The following is an 18431-nucleotide window of genomic DNA, read 5'->3' as shown; positions in this document are numbered from 1 at the left end:
CCTTGCGCGATCAGGGCCATCGTGGCGATACTGCAGGGAAGCCAGCAAGAGGAGCGGTCATGAAAGTTAACGTGGAAATCGATTGCACGCCGCTGGAGGCCAGGCAGTTCTTTGGATTGCCCGACGTCTCGCCGATGCAGACCGCCGTGATGGATAAGATGCAGCAGCAGGTGATGGCCAATATCGAGAAGGTTTCGCCTGAGTCGCTGATCCAGAGCTGGTTCACGTTCGATCCGAAGATCGCCGAACGGTTCCAGGATATGTTCGTGACCATGGCGGGCCTCGGCGGCCTGGCTCAGAAGGACAAGAAATAAGTGTCCATCGCGGAGGGCGGGGTGGCGACGGAAGAGCAAAGGCTTCGGCCGCCGAGCCTGTTCCTGATGCTCGCGGAGGCGAGAGGCCTGTTCGAATTGAATTCGAGCCTCTTGCTGTCGCCGCTGTTGTTGCGCGCGCCGAAGGGCGATGGGCATCCCGTGCTGGCGCTGCCGGGCTTTCTCGCCAGCGATATTTCGATGGCGCCGATGCGGCGCTACCTCAGAGAACTCGGTTACGATGCCCATGCCTGGAACATGGGTCGCAATTTCGGCGGTGTCGCTTCCAAGCGCGGCGCGTTGCGCGATCTCGTGCGGAGCATTTATGAATCGACAGGACGCAAGGTCAGCCTCGTCGGTTGGAGTCTGGGCGGCGTCTATGCGCGCGATCTCGCAGTGCAGATGCCGGAGATCGTGCGCTCGGTGATCACGCTCGGCAGCCCGTTCGCCAATGACATCCGGGCGACCAACGCGACCCGGCTATACGAGGCGCTGTCAGGGGAGACCGTCGACGACTTTCCTGAAATCCGCGCGGCGATCGCGGGTGACCTGCCGGTGCCGGCGACCTCGATCTATTCCCGCACCGACGGCATCGTGAACTGGCGCACCAGCCTGTTGCGTCCCTCCGCGACGGCCGAAAACATCGAGGTGTACTTCGCAAGCCATATCGGGCTCGGCGTCAATCCCGCAGCATTGTGGGCGGTGGCCGACCGGCTGGCGCAGCCGGAGGGCAAATTCAAGCATTTTGACCGATCAGGACCTTTTGCCATTGCCTATGGCCCGCCTGAAAATGCACAATCGTAAACCCACGCCCCGGCTTTAGGGCATGATCTGGAAAGGTCCCGCCCTGCAATCGATGCGGGATGGCTAGCGGTCTTCGGATATGCTCCAATAACAAAGACATTTCAGACGCCAGAAGCGCCGCCAAGGCGCCGCGTTTTTCTACTGCGGGAGGAAAATATGGCGGACGCCAAGAAACTGTCGTCGCTGGACGCGTCGTTCCTTTATCTGGAAACGCCTGAGATGCCGATGCACGTCGGCAGCATGGCGATCTTCCGCCTGCCAGAAGGCTACAAGGGCGACTTCTTCGAAGAGTTCAAGGCGATGATCGCCTCGCGGCTGCACATCGCACCGATCCTGAAAGCCCGCCTGGAGAAGGCGCCGCTCGACATCGATCACCCGTCATGGGTCGAGGACGACCAGTTCGACATCGACCGCCACATTTTCCGCGCCAGCCTGCCGGAGCCGCGCGACCGCGCGACGCTGGAGCGCATCGTCGGCTGGATGCATGCCAAGCTGCTCAATCGCGCCCGTCCGCTCTGGGAGTTCTATGTCTTCGAAGGCATGAAGGACAACGAGATCGGGCTTTACTCCAAGATGCACCATGCCTGCATCGACGGCGGCGCCGGTGCGGCGCTCACCAGCATGATCTATGACATCACGCCGGTGCCGCGTCAGGTCGATCCGCCGACGGCGCGCAAGGTGGCGCCGGAGCCGCGTGACATCGCCGCCAACCTGATCGATTCCTATCAGCAGCTCTGGACCCAGCCGTTCGACGCCAAGGCGGCGCCAAAGAGCCTCGAACTGCCGCGCACGGGCAAAAGCGATCTCGGCTCGATCCTGTTCGACAATGCCATGTTCCAGATCGAGACTGCGGTGAAGTTCGCCAGCAGCGTGCCGACGGTGCTCAAGTCTCTTACCGATGTGGTCGGCAAGATTTCCGATCCGAAATCGCGCGATAGCCTCGCCAGCATGACCTCGCCGCCGACCATCCTCAACAAGACGATCTCGTCGGAGCGCAGCTTTGCCGGTGTCTCGATCTCGCTGTCGCGCGCCAAAGCGCTGGCGAAGGCGTCCGGCGGCAAGCTCAACGATGTCGTGCTGGCGCTGGCTTCCGGCGTGGTGCGGCGATATCTCATCAGCCAGGGCGGGCTGCCGAACAAATCCCTGACGGCGGCAGTGCCGATATCGCTGCGCGAGGAGGGCAATGCCGATGCCAATAACCAGGTGTTCGGCATGATCTGCTCGATCGCCACCAATGTCGACGATCCAAAAACGCGACTGGAAACCATCATCGCGCAATCCACCAAGTCGAAGGAGATGTCGCATCCGCTGCGGGGCTTGATGCCGCAAGTCTCCAACCTCTCGATGCTGGGCGCGCCGATCGTGACCCAGATCCTTGCGCTGCTCTATAGCCGCTCCAACCTCTCCGACGTGTTGCCGCCGGCGGCCAACATCACGGTATCAAACGTGCCAGGGCCGCGGCAGACGCTGTATGCCGCCGGGGCCGAGCTGTTGCACATTTACCCGGTGTCGATCTCGACGCATGGCATCGCGCTCAACATCACCGTGCAGAGCTATCGCGACCAGCTCGATTTCGGATTCATCGCCGGCGCCAACATTATTCCGCATGTCCAGGTTCTCTGCAACATGCTGCCTGGCGAGTTTGACGCGCTGGAGGCGGCCTACGCGCCGCCGCCTTCCGAAATCAAGGGCGCTGCCGAGTAGGAATCTTACCGATGATTGAAATGCCGCCACTTCAGTTCGCCCAGGTGAACGGAATCCGCATGGGCTACTACGAAGCAGGGCCCAAAACCGACACGCCGCCGGTCATCCTCTGCCATGGCTGGCCGGAGCTGGCCTTTTCCTGGCGTCACCAGATCAAGGCGCTGAGTGAGGCCGGCATCCGGGTGATTGCGCCGGATCAGCGCGGCTATGGCGCGACCGATCGCCCCGAGGCGGTCGAGGACTATGACATGGAGCATCTGACTGGCGATCTCGTCGGCCTGCTCGATCATCTCAAGATCGACAAGGCGATCTTCGTCGGTCACGACTGGGGCGGCTTCGTCGTCTGGCAGATGCCGCTGCGCCATCTTAGTCGTGTGGCCGGCGTCGTCGGCGTCAACACGCCGCATTGGGATCGCATGCCCGCCGATCCGATCGAACTGTTTCGGCAGCGCTTCGGCGACAAGATGTACATCGTGCAATTCCAGGACCCTGGCCGCGAGCCTGACAGGATTTTCGGCAGCCGGGTAGAGCAGACATTTGACGCGTTCATGCGCAAGCCGGTGGCACGGCCCCCGGGCACGCCGGAGGAACAGCCGATTGCCGGCGTCGGCGCTTCGGCGCGGCTCAATCTGGCGTTTCCGCAGATGATCGCGAATTACGATGCCAAGCACGATCCGCGCACGCCGATCCTGTCGGCGGAGGAGAAGAAGGTGTTCGTCGACACCTTCACCAAGACCGGCTTCACCGGCGGCATCAACTGGTATCGCAATTTTTCGCGCAATTGGCAGCGCTCAGAGGGGCTCGATCACACGGTCCGCGTGCCGTCGCTGATGATCATGGCCGAGAACGATGCCGTGCTGCCGCCGTCGGCCACCGAAGGCATGGAGCGGCTTGTCCCCGATCTTGAAAAATATCTCGTGCGCGACAGCGGCCATTGGACGCAGCAGGAAAAGCCGGACGAGGTCAGCGCCAAGCTGATTGAATGGCGTAGGAAGCGGTTTGGTTAAGTAAGAGGGCTATCTCACCGTCATTGCGAGGAGCGAAGCGACGAAGCAATCCATTCTTTCGTTTGGGGGACGATGGATTGCTTCGCTTCGCTCGCAATGACGGTTGAGGCAGGCAGGAGACACTTCGACAATGGCGTCCAGCAACAAACTCAGCCCGATCCCGCATCCGCCGAAGAAGCCCGTCGTCGGCAATATGCTGTCGCTCGATCCCAACGCGCCGGTGCAGCATCTGGTGCGGCTGAGCAAAGAGCTCGGGCCGATCTTCTGGCTCGACATGATGGGCGCGCCGATCGTGATCGTCTCCGGCCATGACCTGATCGACGAGCTCTCCGACGAGAAGCGGTTCGACAAGACGGTGCGCGGCTCGCTGCGCCGCGTGCGCGCGGTCGGCGGCGACGGGCTGTTCACCGCAGATACCACTGAGCCGAACTGGAGCAAGGCGCACAACATCCTGCTGCAGCCGTTCGGCAACCGCGCGATGCAATCCTATCACCCGAGCATGGTCGACATTGCCGAGCAGCTCGTCAAGAAATGGGAGCGCCTTAACCCCGACGAAGAAATCGACGTCGTGCAGGACATGACGGCGCTGACGCTCGACACCATCGGGCTGTGCGGCTTCGATTACCGCTTCAATTCGTTCTATCGCCGCGACTATCACCCGTTCGTGGAAGCGCTGGTGCGCTCGCTCGAGACCATCATGATGACCCGCGGCCTGCCGCTGGAAAATCTCTGGATGCAGAAGCGGCGCAAGACGCTCGCCCAAGACGTCATCTTCATGAACAAGATGGTCGACGAGATCATCGCCGAGCGCCGCGGCAATTCGGACGCCGCTGAGGCCAAGAAGGACATGCTCGGCGCCATGATGACCGGCGTCGACCGTGTCACCGGCGAGCAGCTCGACGACGTCAACATCCGCTACCAGATCAACACATTCCTGATCGCAGGCCACGAGACGACCAGCGGGCTCCTTTCATGCACCATCTATGCATTGCTCAAGCATCCCGAGGTGCTGAAGAAGGCGTATGAGGAAGTCGACCGGGTGCTCGGGCCCGATATCAACGCCAAGCCTACCTATCAGCAGGTCACGCAGCTCACCTACATCACGCAAATTTTGAAGGAGGCGCTGCGGTTGTGGCCGCCGGCGCCGGCCTATGGCATCACGCCGCTTCAAGACGAGACCATCGGGGGCGGCAAGTACAAGCTGAAGAAGAACACTTTCATCACGGTTCTGGTGATGGCGCTGCACCGCGATCCCAGCGTCTGGGGCCCTAACCCGGACGTGTTCGATCCCGAAAATTTCAGCCGCGAGGCGGAGGCCAGGCGGCCGATCAATGCCTGGAAACCGTTCGGCAACGGCCAGCGCGCCTGCATCGGCCGCGGCTTTGCGATGCACGAAGCAGCGCTCGCGATCGGCATGATCCTGCAACGTTTCAAGTTGATCGACGTGCACCGCTACCAGATGCATCTGAAGGAAACGCTGACGGTGAAGCCCGACGGCTTCAAGATCAAGGTGCGGCCGCGCGCCGACAAGGACCATGGCGCCTTCGCCGGCCGCGCTGCGGTGGCGGCAGCAGCCTCGGGCGCGGCGGCGCCGCAGGCCCGCACCCGCCCCGGACATAACACGCCGCTGTTGGTGCTCTACGGCTCCAACCTCGGCACGGCGGAAGAGTTGGCGACGCGCGTTGCCGATCTCGCCGAAGTCAACGGCTTCGAGACCCGGCTCGGCGCACTCGACGATTATGTCGGCAAGCTGCCGGAGGAGGGTGCGCTTCTCATCTTCTGCGCCTCCTATAACGGCGCGGCTCCCGACAACGCCACGCAGTTCGTCAAATGGCTGGATAGTGGCCTGCCGAAGGATGCGTTCGCGAAGGTCCGCTATGCTGTGTTCGGCTGCGGCAACAGCGATTGGGCCGCGACCTATCAATCCGTGCCGCGTCTAATCGACGAGCAGTTGGCGGCGCATGGCGCGCGCAGCCTCTATGCCCGCGGGGAGGGCGATGCCCGCAGCGACCTCGACGGTCAGTTCGAGAAATGGTTCGCGGCTGCCGCGCCCGCGGCGATGAAGGAGCTTGGTGTCGATTCCGGCTTCGCTCGCAGTGCCGACGACGCGCCGCTTTATTCCATCGAACCGGTGGCGCCCTCGGCGGTTCACACCATCGTGGCGCAGGGCGGCGTCGCGCCGATGAAGGTGCTGGTCAATTCCGAGTTGCAGAGCAAGGCCGGTGCCAATCCTTCCGAACGCTCGACCCGACATATCGAGGTGCAACTGCCGCCCGGGATCACTTATCGCGTCGGAGACCATCTCAGCGTCGTCCCGCGCAACGATCCGGCGCTGGTCGATTCCGTCGCGCGCCGCTTCGGCTTCCTGCCGGCTGATCAGATACGGCTGCAGGTCGCGGAAGGCCGCCGCGCGCAATTGCCGGTCGGCGATGCCGTCTCGGTCGGGCGGCTATTGACCGAGTTCGTCGAACTGCAGCAGATCGCGACCCGCAAGCAGATCCAGATCATGTCGGAGCACACGCGCTGCCCCGTCACCAAGCCGAAGCTGCTCGCCTATGTCGGCGACGATGCCGCATCCACGGAGCTTTATCGCTTGGACGTGCTGGCCAAGCGCAAATCGGTGTTCGATCTCCTGGAGGAACATCCGGCCTGCGAATTGCCGTTTCACGCCTATCTGGAAATGTTATCGCTGCTGGCGCCGCGCTATTACTCGATCTCGTCGTCGCCTTCGATCGACCCTGCGCGTTGCAGCGTCACCGTCGGTGTGGTCGACGCGCCGGCAAGCTCTGGCCGCGGCATCTACAAGGGCGTGTGCTCCAACTATCTCGCCGGCCGCCGCGTCGGCGACAGCGTGCATGCGACGGTGCGCGAGACCAAGGCCGGCTTCCGCCTGCCGGACGATCCGTCGGTACCCCTGATCATGATCGGCCCGGGCACCGGGCTCGCGCCGTTCCGCGGCTTCCTGCAGGAACGCGCGCACCGGAAGGCGGAAGGAGCAAAACTCGGCCCCGCGATGCTGTTCTTCGGCTGCCGCCATCCCGAACAGGATTTCCTCTACGCCAACGAGCTGAAGGCGTTCGCCGCCGACGACATCACTGAGCTGCATACGGCGTTCTCGCGCGGCGACGGGCCGAAGAGCTATGTGCAGCATCAGATCGCCGCGCAGAAGGATCGTGTCTGGAGCCTGATCGAAGAGGGCGCGATCATCTATGTCTGCGGCGATGGCGGCAGGATGGAGCCTGATGTCAAGGCGGCGCTGGTTGCGATCTACCGTGAGAAGTCCGGTGCGGGCGCCGATGCCGGCCTGCGCTGGATCGACGATCTCGGCACGAAGAACCGCTACGTGCTGGATGTGTGGGCGGGCGGGTAAGGCTCGCACCGTTGTCTTCCTCCGCGAAAGCGGGGGACCCAGTACGCCGCGACGGTCGTGAAGAAGCGCGCAAATAACCGCGGCCCTGGGATACTGGATCGTCCGGTCAAGCCGGACGATGACTGCGCGTGGGGTCGGCGGATCATGCTAAAAGCCCAGCATGATTCCCTGGGAAAAGATCGACATCGCCCGCATTCCTGGCACCGACGACGAACTCCGCCTGATGCGCCGCGGCAAGGAGTTCTCCATCAAGCTCGGCAGCAACGAGCTGATGAACAGCCGTCTGTCCGGCTCGGAAGAAGCGCTGGCTACGCTCGCTGCGAAAAGAATCGAGAAGGTCGCAAGCCCGCACATGCTCATTGGCGGCCTCGGCATGGGCTTTACCTTGCGCGCGGCGCTTGCCGTGCTCGGCAGCAAGGCCAGGATCATGGTGGCGGAACTAGTGCCGGCCGTCGTGGCCTGGGCGCGCGGCCCGATGGCGGAAATTTTTGGTGATAGCCTGAATGATCCGCGCGTGACCGTTCGCGAGGCCGATGTCGCCGAAATCATCCGCTCGCACCGGTCAAAATTAGACGCCATTCTGCTCGACGTCGACAACGGCCCGGAGGGACTGACGCGCAAGGGCAACGATGCGCTCTATAGCTCGACCGGATTGAACGCAGCGCGAATGGCGTTGCGCCCCGGCGGCGTTTTGGCGGTCTGGTCATCCGGACCCAATCCCGCATTCGCAAAACGCCTTGGCAGCGCGGGCTTCGACGTCAACGAAATCAACATCCGCGCCACCGGCAAAGGCCGCGGCGTGCGCCACATCATCTGGATCGCAAGTAAGGCGTAGACCGGATGGAGCGCCTACGCCGCCTTTGCCGCAGCGCCATGCGCGTGCTTGTCGATGGCGTCGATGATCTGCGGCCACATCGGAATCGGCAGGGCGTGGCCCATGCCTTCGATCATCAGGAGCTTTGCGCCGGGTATCGAGGCTGCAGTGTCCTTGCCGCCTTCGGGGCGCACCAGGGGATCGACCGTGCCGTGGATGACCAGCGTTGGCACCTTCACCTGAGCCAGCCGTTGCTTGCGGCTGCCGGAAGCCAGCACCGCGCGCAACTGCCGTGCGACGCCGGCCGGATTGAGGCCGCGCTCCCAGGTACGCGCCGCGCGCGCCGGGTCGAGCGCCTCGTCCTCGGGGAACGAGCCGACGCGCAGCACCTTCCAGGTTTTGGCGAACCGCTCGAAATATTCTTCCTTGGTGCGCGGCGGCGGCGCCATCAGCACGGCAGTGGCCTCGCGCGTCGGCGGCGGGATTTTGGGATTGCCTGTCGTCGACATGATCGAGGTCAGCGAACGCACCCGCTGCGGGAAGGCGATCGCAACTTCCTGCGCAATCATGCCGCCCATCGACGCGCCAACGAGGTGCGCGGATTTAATGCCGAGCACGTCCATCAGCCCGACCGTGTCCTTGGCCATGTCGATCACCTTATAGCTCGACGCAACCGGAATCTTCAGGAAGCGCTGTCTCAGCAGTTCGAACGCGGTCAGGCGCTTGCCGCCGGAAAAGTGGGAGGATTTGCCGATGTCGCGGTTGTCGAAGCGGATGACGCGAAAGCCGCGCGCGGCGAGCTGGCGGCAAAAGTCGTCCTCCCAATGGATCATCTGGGCGCCAAGTCCCATGATCAGGAGCAGCGGTTCCGCGGAGGGATCACCAAAAATTTCGTAGCAGATATCGATGCCGTTGGCGCGAGCGATCTGTGGCGGCTGATGGGCGAGCATCGCGTGTCTTCCCTTAAGGTGACCTGAGCTTTGAGTAACTATGGCACGGTTTCCCGCACCGCAGAAGGCTTGGCAGCGGTTGACCGGCCCGCCGCAACGGTGTGGTATGGGTAATCAAAGCGAAGCGTGGCAAGCGCTCGTAACCGTTAAGGGAGAGGGCGCCGATGGCCGACAAAGGCAATGATCCTGCCGTGATCTGGCAGACCATGATCGGGGAGATGGAAAAGGGGTTCAACTCCTTTGCCAACCAGGCGATGGCGTCGCCCGAATTTTCCAAAATGATGAATCAGGTCGGCGGCGCCACCGCGGGCGCGCAGAAGCAGCTCGGCGAGCTCATGGAGAAATATCTGCTCGCGATGAACCTGCCGAGCCGGGCGCAACTGGTCGGCATGGCCGAGCGGCTGCAGAACATCGAGGGCCAGCTCAACGAGATCAAGGCGCTGTTGCAGCAGGTGCACCATAACTCGCTGGCGCCGGACAGCGGTTATGGGACCCCGCGTCCGCCGCGCACCAAGCGCCCGCCCTCGGAGGGAGAGCAGAAATGAACGCTCCCACGGGTCTCGATTTTGCCTCCATCTCGGAGCGGGTCCAGTCCGAAGTACAGCGCGCCATCCAGCGCAGCATCAAGGGCGTCGAATATTTCTCCACCTCCGGTCCCTCGCTCGGCTCGACACCGAAGGATATCCTGGCCGTTCGCGGCACCATGAACCTCTATCACTATCGGCCGATCGCGAATGAAATCTACCGCGTGCCGATACTGATCGTGATGGCCACCACCAATCGCGGCTACATCCTCGACATGGTGCCCGGTCAGAGCTTCATCGAATTTCTCTTAAAGCGCGGCTACGACGTCTACATGCTGGACTGGACTGCGCCGAAGCCGGAAGAGAAGTCCTTGCGGATGGAAGACTACGTCCTCGATTTCATTCCGGATTGCGTCCGCCGCGTGCAGCAGGATTCCGGCGAGAAGGACGTCAGCATCATCGGCTATTGCTTCGGCGGCGTGCTGTCGCTGCTGTACGGCTCGATCTTCCACGACGGCCCGATGAAGAACCTGATCTGCTTCACCACGCCGATCGACTTCCGCGAGATGAAGCTGTTCTCGAACTTCGCCGACCGGCGCTATTTCGATGTCGACCGCCTGATCGACACCACCGGCAACATGCCGCCCGAACTGATCCTGCAGTCGTTCGAGATGTTGCGACCGGCCTCGCGGGTCGCGAGCCAGGTACAGCTCTGGGAAAACATCTGGAACGACGAATACGTCAAGGCTTACCGGATGATGGATCGCTGGGGCACAGACACCTTGCCGCTGGCCGGAGAGTACTTTCGCGCCATTACCAAGGACCTGATGTGGGACAACAAGCTCTACAACGACACCATGACGGTCGGCGGGCGCGAGGCGAAGCTTGCGAACATAAAGGTGCCGATCCTGCACGCGGTCGCTGAGCACGATCACATCGTGCCGTATGATGCGGCAAAGCATCTGATCACCAAGATCGGCTCCGAAGACAAGGAAGAGGTGATCCTCAAGGGCGGTCACGTCAGCGTCGTCGCCGGCGCCAATGCGATCAAGCGGCTGTGGCCGAAACTGGATTCCTGGCTAGGTAAGAGATCAACATGAGCGAAACACGTTCCTATCCCTGCCACGTCAAGACCGACGCCGGCGATATCGAATTCCGTCTGATGGGCCGTGCCGACGAGGCCGCAGTGCTGGCGTTCGCGCAAAAGCTCCCGACCCATGATCTCTTGTTCCTGCCGCGCAACATCAGCCAGCCAAAGGTACTGTCGGCCTGGATCAACGAGATCGAGCGCGGCGCCATCGTCAGCCTGCTGGCGGTGAAGAACGAGACGGTGGTCGGCTGCGGTACGCTGGTGCGCGATCCGCATTCCTGGTCGCCCCATGTCGGCGAGATCCGCATGGTGGTGTCGCTGGATGTTCGCGGGCAGGGGGTCGGCCGGGCGCTATCCCAGGAGACCTTTGCACTGGCGCTTGGCGCCGGCCTGGAAAAGCTATCGGTCCAGATGACGGTCGACCAGCAGGCGGCGATCGCTCTGTTCGAAAGCCTCGGTTTCAGGGCCGAGGCCCTGTTGCGCGACCATGTCCGGGACGTCGACGGCAAGAAGCACGACATCGTCGTGCTCGGGCACAATGTGGCACAGGTCCGGGCGCAGCTCGAGGCCTATGGGGTTCCCGGGGCGGTCCAGCACTAGCCAGGCGCAAAATCGCGAAAACAACCCCATGCAAAGTGGACGGGCCGGCTCCTGAGGTGGAACTTTGCCGGTTCTCTGGGCGAACCGCTCATCCATTAGGCTGATCACGAATTCGTGATATCGCGGCGCAACATGAATGTTGCGCCGCACCATTAACTATGGCACAACACTTCTGCCCCGGGCCAATGCGGACGGGGTGAGCCCCGTTGCTCAAACCTGAGGATGGAGAGACCCCAATGACAACCGATACCAATTCCATGCTGAATACGGTTAAGGAAGCCTTCGCGCCCGTCACCGAAGCGTTTACCAAGCTCCAGAACCTGGAAGTTCCGGAAGCTGCCCGTGAGTTCGTGAAGAAGCAGGCCGAGACCGCCAAGGAGCGCGCTGCCGACGCCTATGCCGGCTCCGAGAAGGTCACCGCCGCGATCGAGACCGCCGTCGCCGGTTCGGTTTCCGAGGCCGCCAAGATCAGCCGCAACATCCAGCAGGCGCTTTATCAGGACGCGGAAGCGTTCTTTGCCGGCATCGACAAGCTCGCTTCGGCCAAGTCGCTGAGCGAAGCCGCCCAGATCCAGTCGGACCTGGTCCGCGCGCGTGGCGAAGTGTTCGTCTCGCGGGCGAAGGCCACCACCGAGTATCTTGGCAAGCTCGTCGCCGACAGCGCCAAGACTGCGCAGGACAACTTCGCCAAGGTCTATTCCAAGACTGCCTGATCGCGATCTGTCTGACTACTGCCGTTGCGAAGGCCCGCTGATGCGGGCCTTCTTTTTGTCCAGTCTCGGCATAGATCAATCTGGACCCTCGTGGTGAGGAGGCGCTCTTGCGCCGTCTCGAACCATGAGGCCACGATGGGGCCTTCATCCTTCGAGACGCCGCTTCGCGGCTCCTCAGGATGAGGGTCGTCGTCCACTCGAAAGCCCTCATGCCCCTTCCGGCCACCTTCGCCATCGACACTCCCGGCGACACCGCGCGCGCCGCCGAACTGCGGCGCGTGAAGCTGTTGGCGACCTCAGTACTGATGGCGACGTTTGCGATCTTCCTCGCCGCAAGGGCGATGCTGCCGCTGCATCCCGTGTTCGGCTTCATCGCAGCCTTTGCCGAAGCTGCCACCATCGGCGGCCTTGCCGATTGGTACGCCGTGGTGGCGCTGTTCAAACGCCCGTTGGGACTGCCGATCCCGCACACTGCGATCATCCAGAGCAACCAGCATCGCATCGCCGACAAGCTCGGCCAATTCATCGAAGTGCATTTCCTCGAAGCGGCGCCGGTCGAAGCCAAGTTGCGGCAGATCGATTTCGGCTCGTTCATCGCCGACTGGCTGCGCGACCGCAAGCGCAGCGAGGATCTCGCGCGCTTTGCGCTGCGGCTGTTGCCCGAAGCGGTGGCCGCGACCGAGAACTCCGGGCTGATGACTTTCGTCAGCCGCCGGATCAGGGCGCAATTGATGGCGATCGATCTCGCGCCGCTTGCCGCCGGCACCTTGCGTGAGTTCGTGATGGAGGGCCGCCATAAGGGCCTGCTCGACGATCTCCTGCGCGGGGTGCATGAGATGATGACGCAGGCCGAAACGATGGCCATGATCCGCGAGAAGATCCGCAACGAACTGCCGACGCTTTTAAAGCTCTATCGCGCCGACAAGTTTCTCGTGAACAAGATCGTCGCTTCCGCCACCGCCTTCTTCGAGGAAGTCCGTAGCGATCCTAAGCATCCGTTCCGCGGCGAATTCGATCGCATGATACTGACCTTCGTCGATCGGCTCGACAGCGATCCCATTTACGCCGAGCGCATCGCCGGCTTGAAGCGCGATCTCCTGGCGCGCCCCGAACTGGCCAACCTTGCGCGCCACATCTGGGAGAACACGCGCTCGTTTTTCGAGCGCAGCGCCTCGGGCGAAATCCAGGTGCTGCATCAATATCTCGTGCGCGTATTCATGGACGCGGGCGAGGCGCTGGCGGGCGATGCCGAAATGCGCGCCGAAATCAACCAGGGCCTCGTCGCCGTGCTGCGAACCGTGATCGCCGAACAGAAGAGCGGCGTTTCCACCTTCATCTCCGACCAAGTGAAATCCTGGGACATGGGGCAGTTGATCTCGCTGATCGAAATCAACATCGGCCGCGACCTGCAATACATCCGCTTCAACGGATCGCTGATCGGCGGGCTTGCAGGGCTGGCGCTTTACACCCTCGAATATCTGCTCCGGCTGCTGTGACTATTTCGTCACGTCAACGCTTTTACTTCGCGCAAGTGTGATCCGGTTGGCTTGCAAGGCCAGACGCGGTTCCCTAGCTTTTTTAGGGAACAATGTTGCGTTGCGGAACGATTCTATCGCAGTTGCCAATCCAACTGAACCAGTGGCCGGCTGCCGAGACGTACGGGGCCGCGCCCCGAGAGGAGACATGATGTCCGTTGCTGCGCAGACGCTTGCCCCGCCGTCCAGGACGCTGATGCTTCTGGAAGGCCGGGCCATTTCCGAACTGGGTGCGTTTCTCGGCGCGTTGCCGCTCCTGAGCCTTGCGCCACGCGGCGATGGGCATCCGGTGCTGGTGCTGCCCGGGCTTGTTGCGTCCGATGTCTCGACGCGTCCGCTGCGTGCCTTCCTGCGTTCGCGCGGCTACGCCGTCAGCGGCTGGCGGCAGGGCCGCAACCTCGGTCTGCGCCATGGCGTGCAGGACGCGATGGTCGATCTCTTGCAGGAAATGAACGATACGCACGGCCGCAAGGTCTCGCTGGTCGGCTGGAGCCTCGGTGGCCTCTATGCGCGCCAGCTCGCCAAGATGATGCCGGAGCGCGTGCGCTCTGTGATCACGCTCGGCAGCCCGTTCGCGGCCGGCCCCAAGGCGACGAACGCCTGGCGCGTCTATGAGCTGGCCAGCGGCCGCCGCGCCGACGAGGAAGATCCGCGCTTTGGCGGCCGGCTGATGGATGCACCGCCGGTGCCGACCACGGCGATCTTCAGCCGCACCGACGGCATCTGCGCCTGGCAGGGCTGCATGGAAAAGACGACCGCGATGTCCGAGAGCATCGAGGTCGAGAGCAGCCATTGCGGCATGGGGCATCACCCCGCCGTCGTCTACGCCGTCGCCGATCGCCTGGCGCAGCCGGAAGGCGAATGGGCCCCGTTCGACCGCAGCGGCTGGCGCAGCGTGGTTTACCCGGATCCGCATCGGTAGTCCGTACGCACGCCCTGCAGTTCGAGGCTTCATCCTTCGAGACGCGGCCTACGGCCCCTCGTCAGGATGAGGTCTTAGAGCACGATGATAATTGGTTAGATCCATTTGGCCGCATCCGCGTTTCACCTCTCCCGCTTGCGGGGGAGGTCGGCGCGAAGCGCCGGGTGGGGGCTTTCTCCACTCGGGCAGCGTCGCCCGCGGAGACACCCCCACCCCAGCCCTCCCCCGCAAGCGGGAGAGGGGGCGCACCTTCTTCCTGGTCGCAATCCAGACCCTCATCGTGAGGAGCGCGGGGCGCCGCGCGTCTCGGACCATGCGGCCGTCCTGCAGCATCAGCGTTGTTGCACCTCGGCAAAACGCGCTATGCGTTGACGCATGCCGCCGCCACTTGCCCGCATCATTCAGCAGTTGAAGCGCGAACCGTCGCGCACCGGCTCGATCGTCATCACCGTGTTTGGTGATGCGATCGTGCCGCGCGGCGGCTCGGTCTGGCTCGGCACGCTGCTCGAATTCTTCGAGCAACTCGACATCGACCCCAGCGTGGTGCGCACCGCGATGTCGCGGCTCACGGCCGACGGCTGGTTCGAGCGCAATAAAGTTGGCCGCAACAGCTTCTATCGCCTTGTGCAGAGCGGGCGGCAAACTTTTGATATCGCAACGAAACACATCTATGGCCCGCCGGCCTCCGATTGGACCGGGCGATTTGAGTTGCTGCTGATCGGCAATGGCGAAGACCGCGATGCTTCGCGCGAGGCGCTGAAGAACGCGGGCTTCGGCAGCCCGTTGCCTGGCGTCTGGGTTGCGCCCTCGGGTGTGCCGATTCCGAAGGAGGCCTCGGGCGCGATCCGCCTCGAAGTCTCGGCAGAGGATGATAGCGGCCGGCGGCTGCTCAGCGAAAGCTGGCCGCTTCATCGCACCGCGGACGCCTACCAGAAGTTCATGAAGACCTTCGCGCCGCTACGCGAGTGGATCGGCAAGGGAGAGCGCTTGGCGGAGGCCGATGCCTTCACCGCGCGCGTTCTCTTGATCCACCATTACCGCCGCGTGGTGCTGCGCGATCCGCTGCTGCCGACCTCGCTGTTGCCGGCGGACTGGCCGGGCAGGGCGGCCCGCGCGCTCTGCGGCGAGATCTATCGCGCGCTGCTTCCCGCATCCGAACAATGGCTTGATCGCCATGCGACGAACGAAAACGGGCCGCTGCCGAAGCCTGACGCGGAACTGTTCCATCGGTTCGACGGGGCGTAGATATGTTACAGAAATATATTGCATATCGAAAATTATGTCATATATTGCCTCCCAACAAATACCGGGAGGTCCGCCATGTATACACAGGCGCTCAATTCGTCCGACGGCGAAGACCGCCACATTGAGGACGCCGAACGTGCCGCGCGGTTTCAGGCGCGGATCGATGCCGAGGAGCGGATCGAGCCCAACGACTGGATGCCGGCGGCCTACCGCAAGACGCTGACGCGGCAGATTTCGCAGCATGCGCATTCCGAAATCGTCGGCATGCTTCCCGAAGGCAACTGGATCACCCGCGCGCCGTCGCTGCGCCGCAAGGCGGCACTGCTCGCCAAAGTGCAGGACGAATGCGGCCACGGGCTCTATCTCTACGCCGCCGCCGAGACGCTCGGCTCCTCGCGCGAGGAGCTGGTCGACCTGATGCTGGCGGGCAAGGCAAAGTATTCCTCGATCTTCAACTATCCGACGCTGACTTGGGCCGACATCGGCACGATCGGCTGGCTGGTCGATGGCGCGGCGATCATGAACCAGATCCCGCTGTGCCGCTGCTCCTACGGCCCCTATGCGCGCGCGATGATCCGCGTCTGCAAGGAAGAGTCTTTCCATCAGCGCCAGGGCTTTGAGATCATGTTGACGCTGTGCCGCGGCACCGAAGAGCAGAAGGCGATGGCGCAGGACGCGCTGAACCGCTGGTGGTGGCCGGTCCTGATGATGTTCGGCCCGCCCGATCAGGTCAGCCAGCACAGCGACACCTCGACCAAATGGAAGATCAAGCGCTTCTCCAATGACGAGCTGCGCCAGAAATTCGTCGATGCCACCGTGCCGCAGGCGCAATTCCTGGGGCTGACCATTCCCGATCCCGGCATGAAGCAGAACGAAAACGGCAATTGGGAATACAGCGCGATCGACTGGGAAGAGTTCAAGCAGGTGCTGGCAGGCAACGGCCCCTGCAACCGCGACCGGATGGCGGCGCGGCGCAGGGCGCATGAAGAGGGCGCCTGGGTGCGCGAGGCAGCGATGGCCTATGCGGCGAAACGCAAGCAGCGCGCTGCCTTGCAGGCCGCCGAGTAGGGAGATGAGCAATGGCAACGCCGAACATTCCGCTCTGGGAAGTTTTCATCCGCAGCCGCAATGGCCTCGCGCACAAGCATGTCGGCTCGCTGCACGCCACCGATGCGACGCTGGCGCTGCAGGCCGCGCGCGACATCTACACCCGCCGCGGCGAGGGCCTCTCGATCTGGGTGGTGCCGTCGAACGCGATCACCGCGTCCGATCCGTCCGAGAAAGGAATGATGTTCGAGCCGGCGGAATCCAAGATCTACCGGCATCCGACGTTCTACCACGTGCCCGAGGAAGTCGGGCATATGTAGCCGTCATGGTGAGGAGGCGCGCAGCGCCGTCTCAAACCATGTAGCCCGCGGCCCATCCTTCGAGACGCCTGCTACGCAGGCTCCTCAGGATGACGGTTGAACAAGTGGATGCAAGGACGAAGGTATATGACCGCAGCCAATATCACCGTCTCCGAAACCCCGCTGGTGCTCTACACGCTGCGCCGCGCCGATGATGCGCTGATCCTGGGGCATCGGCTGTCGGAATGGTGCGGCCATGCACCGATGCTGGAAGAGGACATGGCGCTCGCCAATATGGGCCTCGATCTGCTCGGCCAGGCCCGCGAACTCTATACTTATGCGGCCAAGGTCGAGGGCAGGGGCAATGACGAGGACAAGTTCGCCTATCTACGCGACGTCAGGCAGTACCGTAATCTCCTGCTGCTGGAACAGCCGAATGGCGATTTCGCCCGCACTATGGTGCGGCAGTTCTTCTACGCAGCGTTTGCCGATCTCTACTGGCGCGCGATGATGCGCTCTACCGACGCCACGCTGGCGGCGATCGCCGCGAAATCGGAAAAGGAAAGCGCCTATCATTTGCGCCATTCCTCGGAATGGATCATTCGGCTCGGCGACGGTACCGAGGAAAGCCACGGCCGCGTGCAATCGGCGATCGACGAGCTCTGGGCCTTTACCGGCGAGATGTTTTCCGTCGACGACAGCGAACGCGGGCTGATTGATGCCGGCATCGCGGTCGATCCGGCGCCGCTGCGTCCGCAATGGCTGAAGACGATTAGCGGCGTTGTCGCCGAGGCAACGCTCGTTTTGCCCAAGAAGGACTGGATGCAGCAGGGCGGCCGCAGCGGCCGGCACAGCGAGCATCTCGGCCATCTCCTCAGCGAGCTGCAGTCGATGCAGCGGACTTTTCCGGGGGCGACATGGTGACGGCTCTCAGCGATACCGATCTGCGCCGGCGCGCCTGGGAGGCGGCCTCACAGGTCGTCGATCCCGAGATCCCCGTGCTCACCATCGCCGATCTCGGCGTGCTGCGCGAGGTCGAGGTGCATGACGGCCGCGTCGAGGTCGCGATCACACCGACCTATTCCGGTTGTCCCGCCATGAACATGATCGCGCTGGAGATCGAACTGGCGCTGGAGCGCGCCGGCATCGCGCGGCCGACCGTCCGCACCGTGTTGTCGCCGGCCTGGACCACCGACTGGATGAGCGAAGACGGGCGCAACAAACTCAGGGCCTACGGCATCGCGCCGCCGCTAGCCTCAAGCTCGCGCCGCGCGCTGTTCGGCGAACAGCAGGTGGCCTGTCCGCAATGCGGCTCTGATAATACCGAGCTGCTGTCCGAGTTCGGCTCGACCTCCTGCAAGGCGCTGTGGCGCTGCAAGGCCTGCCGCGAACCATTTGATTATTTCAAATGTCATTGAGATCGCGATCCATGACCGTCATTGCGAGTGAAGCGAAGCAATCCATTCGGCAGCAAAGCAAGTGTGGGTTGCTTCGTC

General features: G+C 63.0%; 18 protein-coding genes. 17 read left to right on the top strand and 1 reads right to left on the bottom strand.

Going from position 1 to position 18431, the window contains the following annotated elements:
• Positions 1-59: 59 nt before the first annotated feature.
• From J6524_RS32755 to J6524_RS32730, 6 genes are all read left to right on the top strand, one after another.
• On the top strand, positions 60-314 hold the full coding sequence (locus tag J6524_RS32755) for a DUF6489 family protein (RefSeq protein WP_225678028.1): 255 nt from the start codon (positions 60-62) through the stop codon (positions 312-314).
• A 66-nt stretch (positions 315-380) separates the two neighbouring features.
• Positions 381-1115 carry an esterase/lipase family protein gene (locus tag J6524_RS32750; RefSeq protein ID WP_225678066.1) on the top strand — a complete coding sequence of 245 codons (735 nt, stop codon included), beginning with the start codon at positions 381-383 and terminating at the stop codon, positions 1113-1115.
• 156 nt (positions 1116-1271) lie between these two features.
• A complete protein-coding gene (locus J6524_RS32745; protein WP_225678027.1) occupies positions 1272-2819 on the top strand; it encodes a WS/DGAT/MGAT family O-acyltransferase in 1548 nt (515 codons plus the stop codon).
• Positions 2820-2830: 11 nt separating this feature from the next.
• Positions 2831-3826 carry an alpha/beta fold hydrolase gene (locus J6524_RS32740; protein ID WP_225678026.1) on the top strand — a complete coding sequence of 332 codons (996 nt, stop codon included), beginning with the start codon at positions 2831-2833 and terminating at the stop codon, positions 3824-3826.
• Between the two features lie 130 nt (positions 3827-3956).
• Positions 3957-7196 (top strand): bifunctional cytochrome P450/NADPH--P450 reductase, encoded by a 3240-nt coding sequence (locus J6524_RS32735; RefSeq protein ID WP_225678025.1) that lies wholly within the window; start codon positions 3957-3959, stop codon positions 7194-7196.
• Positions 7197-7356: 160 nt separating this feature from the next.
• Entirely contained in the window at positions 7357-8031 is a 675-nt protein-coding gene (locus J6524_RS32730) for a spermidine synthase family protein (protein ID WP_225678024.1), read from the top strand.
• Positions 8032-8045: 14 nt separating this feature from the next.
• Here J6524_RS32730 and J6524_RS32725 read toward each other — a convergent pair whose 3' ends face one another.
• Complete coding sequence (locus tag J6524_RS32725) at positions 8046-8960, bottom strand: alpha/beta fold hydrolase (RefSeq protein ID WP_225678023.1); 915 nt, start codon at positions 8958-8960, stop codon at positions 8046-8048.
• 164 nt (positions 8961-9124) lie between these two features.
• Between J6524_RS32725 and J6524_RS32720 the strand changes: the two genes are divergently transcribed.
• From J6524_RS32720 to paaD, 11 genes are all read left to right on the top strand, one after another.
• Complete coding sequence (locus tag J6524_RS32720; protein ID WP_225678022.1) at positions 9125-9505, top strand: hypothetical protein; 381 nt, start codon at positions 9125-9127, stop codon at positions 9503-9505.
• Complete coding sequence (locus J6524_RS32715) at positions 9502-10584, top strand: alpha/beta fold hydrolase (RefSeq protein ID WP_225678021.1); 1083 nt, start codon at positions 9502-9504, stop codon at positions 10582-10584. The genes J6524_RS32720 and J6524_RS32715 overlap by 4 nt, the downstream gene beginning before the upstream one ends.
• Positions 10581-11174, top strand: coding sequence for a GNAT family N-acetyltransferase (locus J6524_RS32710; RefSeq protein ID WP_225678020.1), 594 nt, complete (start codon positions 10581-10583; stop codon positions 11172-11174). Before J6524_RS32715 ends, J6524_RS32710 begins: the two co-directional genes overlap by 4 nt.
• 236 nt (positions 11175-11410) lie before the next feature.
• Positions 11411-11887 carry a phasin gene (locus tag J6524_RS32705; RefSeq protein ID WP_225678019.1) on the top strand — a complete coding sequence of 159 codons (477 nt, stop codon included), beginning with the start codon at positions 11411-11413 and terminating at the stop codon, positions 11885-11887.
• Between the two features lie 209 nt (positions 11888-12096).
• The gene (locus J6524_RS32700) at positions 12097-13383 is read left to right on the top strand and encodes a DUF445 domain-containing protein (RefSeq protein WP_225678018.1); all 1287 of its coding nucleotides are present in this window, start codon (positions 12097-12099) and stop codon (positions 13381-13383) included.
• A gap of 190 nt (positions 13384-13573) precedes the next feature.
• The gene (locus J6524_RS32695; protein WP_225678017.1) at positions 13574-14344 is read left to right on the top strand and encodes an esterase/lipase family protein; all 771 of its coding nucleotides are present in this window, start codon (positions 13574-13576) and stop codon (positions 14342-14344) included.
• Positions 14345-14719: 375 nt separating this feature from the next.
• Positions 14720-15589: a phenylacetic acid degradation operon negative regulatory protein PaaX gene (paaX, locus tag J6524_RS32690; RefSeq protein ID WP_225678016.1), complete on the top strand. Its 870-nt coding sequence runs from the start codon at positions 14720-14722 to the stop codon at positions 15587-15589.
• A 75-nt stretch (positions 15590-15664) separates the two neighbouring features.
• Positions 15665-16657, top strand: a complete 993-nt coding sequence (gene paaA / locus J6524_RS32685) for a 1,2-phenylacetyl-CoA epoxidase subunit PaaA (RefSeq protein WP_225678015.1) — start codon at positions 15665-15667, stop codon at positions 16655-16657.
• A gap of 11 nt (positions 16658-16668) precedes the next feature.
• Complete coding sequence (gene paaB / locus J6524_RS32680) at positions 16669-16956, top strand: 1,2-phenylacetyl-CoA epoxidase subunit PaaB (RefSeq protein WP_225678014.1); 288 nt, start codon at positions 16669-16671, stop codon at positions 16954-16956.
• Between the two features lie 126 nt (positions 16957-17082).
• Positions 17083-17859 (top strand): 1,2-phenylacetyl-CoA epoxidase subunit PaaC, encoded by a 777-nt coding sequence (gene paaC, locus J6524_RS32675; protein WP_225678013.1) that lies wholly within the window; start codon positions 17083-17085, stop codon positions 17857-17859.
• Positions 17853-18353, top strand: coding sequence for a 1,2-phenylacetyl-CoA epoxidase subunit PaaD (paaD, locus tag J6524_RS32670; protein ID WP_225678012.1), 501 nt, complete (start codon positions 17853-17855; stop codon positions 18351-18353). The genes paaC and paaD overlap by 7 nt, the downstream gene beginning before the upstream one ends.
• Positions 18354-18431: the final 78 nt, after the last annotated feature.

The organism is Bradyrhizobium hereditatis (genome assembly GCF_020329435.1).
GTDB classification, from domain to species: Bacteria; Pseudomonadota; Alphaproteobacteria; order Rhizobiales; family Xanthobacteraceae; genus Bradyrhizobium; species Bradyrhizobium hereditatis.
Note: the sequence above shows the minus strand (reverse complement) of the source record. Positions and strands in the feature narration are given on the sequence as shown.

Bases quoted from the DNA above. Each gene is read 5' to 3' on its own strand.
- J6524_RS32755 (WP_225678028.1), top strand. From the start codon at position 60: ATGAAAGTTAACGTGGAAATCGATTGCACGCCGCTGGAGGCCAGGCAG.
- J6524_RS32750 (WP_225678066.1), top strand. From the start codon at position 381: ATGCTCGCGGAGGCGAGAGGCCTGTTCGAATTGAATTCGAGCCTCTTG.
- J6524_RS32745 (WP_225678027.1), top strand. From the start codon at position 1,272: ATGGCGGACGCCAAGAAACTGTCGTCGCTGGACGCGTCGTTCCTTTAT.
- J6524_RS32740 (WP_225678026.1), top strand. From the start codon at position 2,831: ATGATTGAAATGCCGCCACTTCAGTTCGCCCAGGTGAACGGAATCCGC.
- J6524_RS32735 (WP_225678025.1), top strand. From the start codon at position 3,957: ATGGCGTCCAGCAACAAACTCAGCCCGATCCCGCATCCGCCGAAGAAG.
- J6524_RS32730 (WP_225678024.1), top strand. From the start codon at position 7,357: ATGATTCCCTGGGAAAAGATCGACATCGCCCGCATTCCTGGCACCGAC.
- J6524_RS32725 (WP_225678023.1), bottom strand. From the start codon at position 8,960: ATGCTCGCCCATCAGCCGCCACAGATCGCTCGCGCCAACGGCATCGAT.
- J6524_RS32720 (WP_225678022.1), top strand. From the start codon at position 9,125: ATGGCCGACAAAGGCAATGATCCTGCCGTGATCTGGCAGACCATGATC.
- J6524_RS32715 (WP_225678021.1), top strand. From the start codon at position 9,502: ATGAACGCTCCCACGGGTCTCGATTTTGCCTCCATCTCGGAGCGGGTC.
- J6524_RS32710 (WP_225678020.1), top strand. From the start codon at position 10,581: ATGAGCGAAACACGTTCCTATCCCTGCCACGTCAAGACCGACGCCGGC.
- J6524_RS32705 (WP_225678019.1), top strand. From the start codon at position 11,411: ATGACAACCGATACCAATTCCATGCTGAATACGGTTAAGGAAGCCTTC.
- J6524_RS32700 (WP_225678018.1), top strand. From the start codon at position 12,097: ATGCCCCTTCCGGCCACCTTCGCCATCGACACTCCCGGCGACACCGCG.
- J6524_RS32695 (WP_225678017.1), top strand. From the start codon at position 13,574: ATGTCCGTTGCTGCGCAGACGCTTGCCCCGCCGTCCAGGACGCTGATG.
- paaX (WP_225678016.1), top strand. From the start codon at position 14,720: ATGCCGCCGCCACTTGCCCGCATCATTCAGCAGTTGAAGCGCGAACCG.
- paaA (WP_225678015.1), top strand. From the start codon at position 15,665: ATGTATACACAGGCGCTCAATTCGTCCGACGGCGAAGACCGCCACATT.
- paaB (WP_225678014.1), top strand. From the start codon at position 16,669: ATGGCAACGCCGAACATTCCGCTCTGGGAAGTTTTCATCCGCAGCCGC.
- paaC (WP_225678013.1), top strand. From the start codon at position 17,083: ATGACCGCAGCCAATATCACCGTCTCCGAAACCCCGCTGGTGCTCTAC.
- paaD (WP_225678012.1), top strand. From the start codon at position 17,853: ATGGTGACGGCTCTCAGCGATACCGATCTGCGCCGGCGCGCCTGGGAG.